The following is a 6,453-nucleotide window of genomic DNA, read 5'->3' as shown; positions in this document are numbered from 1 at the left end:
AAAGCGCAAAGGTAAAGCCGATAAAGGGAATAAACAGTCCTGCGATCGCTCCGATGACTGCAAGGGCAATTGCCGACCTGCACTTTTTCTCCTTTTCGGGGACGGTGCCGTTGGTTGTTTCCATTTTATATGTACTCTCCTTTTATTATGCGGTCGGTCATATCATCACTCTGTTGTGCGTTGTATTATGAACGATAGTCTCCGTTTATCTTAACGTAATCGTAGGTAAGGTCGCAGCCCCATGCGGTGGCTTTTTCGGTTCCGATCTTCAGGTCTATGTAAATGTCTATCTCGTCCTCGGTGAGTATCTTCTTAGCCTCGTCCTCGGAGAAATCCACGCCTGCGCCGTTTTTGCAGACATCGATCTTTCCTGCCTTGGAAGCAAGGGAAACGTCCACCTTGTTTATATCAAAATCCGCTTCCGCATAGCCAATGGCGCAGAGGATACGTCCCCAGTTTGCGTCCGAGCCGAACATTGCGCATTTGAAAAGCGGCGAACGGATAACGCTCTTAGCCACGATTATTGCGGTGTCAAGGTCGGGTGCCCCCGAGCATATGCAGGTGAGAAGCTTTGTTGCACCCTCGCCGTCCTTGGCAAGCATACGGGTGAGGTTTGCCATTACCTGATAGAGTGCGGCTTTGAAGGTGTCAAGATCTGCTCCCTCGGCATCGATCTCGGGATTTTCCGCAAGTCCGTTTGACATGAGCATACAGGTGTCGTTGGTGGACTGGTCGCCGTCTACGGAAAGGCAGTTATATGTGATCTTTACTATCTCCGAAAGTGCTTTCTGAAGCATTGGAACGGAGACTGCACAGTCGGTGGTGATGAAATTAAGGGTGGTAGCCATATTGGGGTGGATCATTCCGCTGCCCTTTGCCATACCGCCCATACGGCAGGTCTTTCCGCCTATCTCAAATTCAACGGCATATTCCTTTTTAACGGTGTCGGTGGTCATAATTGCGGTCGCAGCTTCGATATTTCCCGTATAGGAAAGCTTCTCTGCAAGCTGAGGTACTGCCTTAACGATAGGCTCGATGGGAAGGATCTGTCCGATAACGCCTGTTGATGCAACTACTACCTCTTCGGGCTTGATATTCAGAGCCTCTGCGGTAAGGCGGCACATTTCATTTGCCTTTTCCTCGCCGTCGGCGTTGCAGGTGTTGGCGTTCTTGGAATTAACAATGACAGCCTTCGCCTTTCCGCCGGATCTTTCAAGGTTTTTCTTGGTAACTATTACAGGTGCGCCCTTGACCTTGTTCTGAGTGTAGACCCCTGCGGTATTGCACATAACGTCCGATACGACCATGGCAATATCGTTCTTTTTGGTGGGATTTTCCTTTATGCCGCAGTAAACTCCGCTTGCCTTAAATCCCTTTGCGGCACATACGCCGCCTTCAATTGTCTTAAATTCCATATCAGTGACCTTCTTTTATTTAAGATTATTTATCATTCATAAGCTCTTCACGAGCCTTTCTTGTAAGCTTTGAAACTACATATTGATATGACCCGTCTATCATTCGCAGCAGCTCCTCGTCGGGAACGGTGCCCGACAGGTTTACGGTATTGAAATAGGGCTGCTGTACGGGGGGACAGTGATAGCCTCGTTTTACATCATCGGGGAACATAGTGCGGTAAAATTCGCCTGTGGGGATATCCCCGTTAAAGGTGAGCATCGGTTCCCCTTTGAGCATAAAAAGCTGGGCAAATATCCGTTTTTTTACCTTCACTACGGTGCAGCCTTCTCCGAATGGGTGATCTTCATAGGCGCCCTTTTTTTGGAGGCAGTAGGAGAGAAGTTGGGAATGTGTCATAATATCACCTTTTATGCATATGCAAGTCTGCCCTTGGGCTGAGGTATTTCGCGCCCGAGGCTTTTGGCTGTCTCTATCCATTCGTTTATAACAACGTGGACGTTTTCGAGAGCGGCAAGCATAGACTCTCCGTCTGCCATGCAGCCTGCAAGCTCGGGAACTTCGGCAATGTAGCTGTTGTCCTCCTCGCTCCAGTAGATTATCACTTCATATTTATGCATTAAGATTACCTCCCATTTTATACTTGAGTATAATATTCCTTACCTGCTTAACTTGATACGGCTTTGCCTTATTTCCGTTAGGCTGAATGTTGATTATCTCCTCAACATTTTCTCTTGTATAAATAAAATGGTCGCCTTTAATTCTCACAACGAAACCAAGAAGAGTTAATGCTTTCTGCAAATCTCCGAATGATATATTGTTATCCTGGGTTCCGCTCAGTATTTGTATGAACAGCTTATCATACTTACTCATTGACGTACCGCCTGCCTTATTCTAATCCTGTACCCTCGTCAATGCCCATCATGATATTCATGCACTGAACAGCCGCACCGGAAGCGCCCTTGCCCAGATTATCAAGTCTTGAGCAGAGGAGAACGTGGTCGTCGTTGCCGTAAACGAATATTTGAAGCATATTGGTGTCCGCAAGAGTGTTGGAGAAAAGCTCTGCTTCCTCAGGCATTCCCTCTGCGCCGAAGGGCATTACCTTAACAAATCTCTCGCCCTCGTAATGCTCCGCGAACATCTCCCATACGTCATGGGGAGTGGCTTTTCTTGCCATTGTTCTCAGATGAATGGGAACGGTAACGACCATTCCGTTGTAGAAATCTCCCACGGAGGGGCAGAATATGGGGGGATAGGAAAGTCCCGATACAGCCATCATTTCCTTGACGTGCTTGTGGGTCTTGCCCAGAGAATATGCTCTTGTGCTCGAAAGCTCGGATTCTCTGTTTTCGGCTTCATATCTTGCGATAAGCTTCTTGCCGCCGCCGCTGTAGCCCGATACTGCGTGGCAGATAACGGGGTGGTAGGGGGCGATCATTCCCGATTTTACCATGGGGTACATAAGGCAGTTAAATCCGCTGGCATAGCAGCCGGGGACCGCAGTCCTCTTTGAAGCCGCAACAGCCTTTCTCTGCGCCTTTGAAAGCTCGGGGAGACCGTAGACCCATGCGGGGTTTGTTCTGTGAGCGGTGGAGGCGTCGATTATCTTTGTGTGGTCGTTTTCAACCAGGGAAACAGCTTCAATTGCTGCCGCATCGGGCAGGCAGAGGAAGGTGTAGTCCGAAGAGTTTATAAGCTTCCTTCTCTCCTCGGTGTCCTTGCGCTTTTCCTCGGATATTTCCAGAAGCTCAATGTCGCTCCTGTTTTTGAAACGGTCGGCAATGCGAAGTCCTGTTGTTCCCTCTTTGCCGTCTATGAAAATTTTGTATGACATTTTACTTTACCTCAATGCTCAGTATTTGTAATCACGAAGCTCAGTCTTGAGCTGCTCTATCTGCTTTGCCACAGCCTCGGGAGCGGGACCGCCGTCCACGTTTCTCTGCATTACGCAGGTCTCAAGGTTGATAGCCTTGTAAACGTCCTCGTCAAACACATCGGAAAGGCGCTTGTATTCCTTGATATCAAGATCCTCGAGAGTGGTTCCCAGATCAATGCAGCGTGCAACGAGAGTTCCCGTTATCTTGTATGCGTCTCTGAAGGGCATTCCCTTTTTAACAAGGTAATCTGCGCAGTCGGTGGCGTTAATAAAGCCCTTTGCCGCAGCCTTTCTCATATTGTCCTTTAGGACGGTCATGGTTCTGAACATGGGGATAAAGGTGGAAAGGCAGAGCTTAACGGTGTCAACGGCGTCAAATATGGCTTCCTTGTCCTCCTGCATATCCTTGTTGTAGGCAAGAGGAAGATTTTTCATCATTGAGAGGAGGGTCATAAGGTCGCCGTAGACTCTGCCCGTCTTGCCTCTGATAAGCTCGGTGATGTCGGGGTTTTTCTTCTGGGGCATTATGGAGGAGCCTGTGGAATATGCGTCGTCAAGCTCGATAAACTTAAATTCCCAGCTGCACCACATGATTATCTCCTCGGAAAATCTTGAAAGGTGCATCATAAGAACGGATATCGCGCTTGCAAGCTCTATGCAGTAGTCCCTGTCTGAAACGCCGTCAAGGCTGTTATAGGTGATATCCTCAAACTCAAGCAGCTCCGCCACTCTTTTTCTGTTAAGAGGATATGTTGTTCCCGCAAGGGCGCAGGAGCCCAGGGGCATTCTGTCCATACGCTTTTTGCAGTCGGCAAGTCTGCCAAGATCTCTTGTGAGCATCCGGGCATATGCCATTATGTGGTGGGCAAAGGTTACGGGCTGGGCTCTCTGGAGATGGGTATAGCCGGGCATTACTGTATCATAATGCTCCTGAGCGGTCTCGATGATAGTCTCGATAAGCTCATAAACAAGCTTTGATATCTCGTCGCACTCGTCCTTGAGATAGTATTTGATATCCAGAGCCACCTGGTCGTTTCTGCTTCGCGCGGTGTGAAGTCTCTTTCCGGTGTCTCCGAGACGTTCGGTGAGCACCTGCTCCACGAACATATGGATATCCTCGGCGTTGGGGTCAAAGCTCAGCTTTCCGCTGTCAAGGTCGGAAAGTATCCCTTCCAGACCCTTGATTATCTTTTCGCTTTCCTCGGGGGCGATTATGCCCTGCTCGCCGAGCATCTTTGCGTGCGCCATTGAGCCTTTGATATCGTGCCTGTACATACGGCAGTCAAAGGAAATGGAGGAGTTGAAGTCATTGACCTTTTCGTCCACCTCTTTAGAGAAACGTCCTGCCCACATCTTTGCCATTTATATCATTCCTTTCAGTTCATGTCATGGGGGATTACGAAGCAGTGCTTTCGGCAGACTCTGCTGCTTCCGCAGCGGCAGAGGCGTCTGTTTCCGCCGAAGCCGCACCGGGCCAGTTGATGGTGAAGAAGTCGGTGTATTCAAGCTGCTTGTTATAGTTGCCGCTGTCGAGATATACCACGCCGAAATTGCAGACCTCTTCCACGCTCATGCGGCGCAGTCTGGTATCGCCGTTATTATTTGTCAGGGTAAGGACATCATCCTCCACGCCGACCTTGCACATCTGTCCGTCGATATCCAGGAAATTGTCTCTCAGCTCATACTGGTAATCGTAATATGTTGCAAGCGTCTGAGTTATCTGATGATATGCCATTTTTCCGTCCGAGGTAAATTCGTAAAGCTGATAGTAGGGATTGCCGTTGTTTTCGTAATACTCGGGTCCTTCGATATCGCACCATATTCCGACGATATCGGTTTTCAGCTTTTCGTAATCGGGTTTATCTTCACCGCCGCAGGCTGCGAGGGAAAGCATAAGCACCCCGAGCAGCAGGGATAATATTCCTTTTTTAAGAGTTCTCATAAATTTGTGCGTCCTTTCTTCAAAACCGTTATACGGTTTTTTCTGTTATTATTCCAAGCTTTTTCTGTTCTACTCTGAATTACTTTAAAAACGAATTGCATTAAAAACGAAATAAGTGCAATGCCCGAAACGGTGTGTTTCGGGCATAACACAATGGTGATATTGATTTGTTGATATCGGGAAATTACTTTCCTCTCTTCTGGTCAAGCTTAGCCTTAACGTGGGTGGGGAGACCGAAGATGTTGATAAATCCGCCTGCGTCGGACTGGTCGTAAACGTGATCCTCGTCAAATGTGGCAACTTCCTCATCATAGAGGGTGTAGGGAGATGTGATGCCTGCGTTTATAACGTTGCCCTTGTAGAGCTTGAGCTTAACATCGCCTGTTACAGTCTTCTGAGTTTCGGAAACGAAAGCGGAAAGAGCCTCTCTGAGAGGAGTGAACCACTGACCGTTATAAACGATATCGGCAAACTTGATGGAAAGATAGGACTTGATCCTTGCAGTCTCCTTGTCAAGGCAGAGAGTCTCGAGAGCCTCGTGAGCTCTGTAGAGGATAGTTCCGCCGGGAGTTTCATAAACGCCTCTGGACTTCATGCCAACGAGACGATTCTCAACAAGGTCAACAAGACCGATGCCGTTCTCGCCGCCGAGCTTGTTGAGAGCGGAAACCAGCTCAACGCCGTTCATTTCCTTGCCGTCAACAGCTGTGGGAACGCCCTTTTCAAAGTGAATGGTAACATATGTAGCCTTGTCGGGAGCCTTTTCGGGAGAAACGCCCAGCTCAAGGAAGCCGTCCTTGTTGTACTGAGGCTCGTTTGCGGGGTCCTCAAGGTCGAGACCCTCGTGGGAAAGGTGCCAGATGTTCTTATCCTTGGAGTAGTTTGTCTCTCTTGTTATCTTGAGGGGGATATTGTGAGCCTCGGCGTAGTCGATCTCCTCGTCTCTGGACTTGATGGACCATTCTCTCCAGGGAGCGATGATAGCCATATCGGGAGCGAAAGCCTTGATAGCAAGCTCAAATCTTACCTGGTCATTGCCCTTGCCTGTGCAGCCGTGGCAGATAGCGTCAGCGCCTTCCTTGATAGCTATCTCGGCAATTCTCTTGGCGATGATGGGACGTGCAAAGGAGGTACCGAGAAGGTACTTGCCCTCGTAAACCGCGCCTGCCTGAACGGTGGGATAAACGTAATCCTGAATGAACTCTTCCTTGAGATCCTC

General features: G+C 48.9%; 8 protein-coding genes. All 8 read right to left on the bottom strand.

The window, feature by feature from the left end; genetic code table 11:
• Positions 1-185 precede the first annotated feature (185 nt).
• Positions 186-1,415, bottom strand: a complete 1,230-nt coding sequence (gene argJ, locus ACI4J0_RS09900) for a bifunctional glutamate N-acetyltransferase/amino-acid acetyltransferase ArgJ (RefSeq protein WP_439765646.1) — start codon at positions 1,413-1,415, stop codon at positions 186-188.
• 25 nt (positions 1,416-1,440) lie between these two features.
• Positions 1,441-1,812, bottom strand: a complete 372-nt coding sequence (locus ACI4J0_RS09895) for an MmcQ/YjbR family DNA-binding protein (RefSeq protein ID WP_439765645.1) — start codon at positions 1,810-1,812, stop codon at positions 1,441-1,443.
• Positions 1,813-1,823: 11 nt separating this feature from the next.
• Positions 1,824-2,033, bottom strand: a complete 210-nt coding sequence (locus ACI4J0_RS09890; protein ID WP_439765644.1) for a type II toxin-antitoxin system HicB family antitoxin — start codon at positions 2,031-2,033, stop codon at positions 1,824-1,826.
• Complete coding sequence (locus ACI4J0_RS09885) at positions 2,026-2,286, bottom strand: type II toxin-antitoxin system HicA family toxin (RefSeq protein ID WP_439765643.1); 261 nt, start codon at positions 2,284-2,286, stop codon at positions 2,026-2,028. Before ACI4J0_RS09885 ends, ACI4J0_RS09890 begins: the two co-directional genes overlap by 8 nt.
• Positions 2,287-2,302: 16 nt before the next feature.
• Positions 2,303-3,250 carry an N-acetyl-gamma-glutamyl-phosphate reductase gene (gene argC, locus ACI4J0_RS09880; RefSeq protein WP_439765642.1) on the bottom strand — a complete coding sequence of 316 codons (948 nt, stop codon included), beginning with the start codon at positions 3,248-3,250 and terminating at the stop codon, positions 2,303-2,305.
• A gap of 18 nt (positions 3,251-3,268) precedes the next feature.
• On the bottom strand, positions 3,269-4,654 hold the full coding sequence (gene argH, locus ACI4J0_RS09875; RefSeq protein ID WP_439765641.1) for an argininosuccinate lyase: 1,386 nt from the start codon (positions 4,652-4,654) through the stop codon (positions 3,269-3,271).
• Positions 4,655-4,688: 34 nt separating this feature from the next.
• Complete coding sequence (locus ACI4J0_RS09870; protein WP_439765640.1) at positions 4,689-5,234, bottom strand: hypothetical protein; 546 nt, start codon at positions 5,232-5,234, stop codon at positions 4,689-4,691.
• 184 nt (positions 5,235-5,418) lie between these two features.
• Positions 5,419-6,453: argininosuccinate synthase (locus tag ACI4J0_RS09865; protein WP_439765639.1), on the bottom strand; the 1,035-nt coding region annotated here is incomplete at its 5' end.

This window comes from Huintestinicola sp., from assembly GCF_051882455.1.
In the GTDB taxonomy this organism is placed as follows: Bacteria; Bacillota; Clostridia; order Oscillospirales; family Ruminococcaceae; genus Huintestinicola.
Note: the sequence above shows the minus strand (reverse complement) of the source record. Positions and strands in the feature narration are given on the sequence as shown.

Bases quoted from the DNA above. Each gene is read 5' to 3' on its own strand.
- argJ (WP_439765646.1), bottom strand. From the start codon at position 1,415: ATGGAATTTAAGACAATTGAAGGCGGCGTATGTGCCGCAAAGGGATTT.
- ACI4J0_RS09895 (WP_439765645.1), bottom strand. From the start codon at position 1,812: ATGACACATTCCCAACTTCTCTCCTACTGCCTCCAAAAAAAGGGCGCC.
- ACI4J0_RS09890 (WP_439765644.1), bottom strand. From the start codon at position 2,033: ATGCATAAATATGAAGTGATAATCTACTGGAGCGAGGAGGACAACAGC.
- ACI4J0_RS09885 (WP_439765643.1), bottom strand. From the start codon at position 2,286: ATGAGTAAGTATGATAAGCTGTTCATACAAATACTGAGCGGAACCCAG.
- argC (WP_439765642.1), bottom strand. From the start codon at position 3,250: ATGTCATACAAAATTTTCATAGACGGCAAAGAGGGAACAACAGGACTT.
- argH (WP_439765641.1), bottom strand. From the start codon at position 4,654: ATGGCAAAGATGTGGGCAGGACGTTTCTCTAAAGAGGTGGACGAAAAG.
- ACI4J0_RS09870 (WP_439765640.1), bottom strand. From the start codon at position 5,234: ATGAGAACTCTTAAAAAAGGAATATTATCCCTGCTGCTCGGGGTGCTT.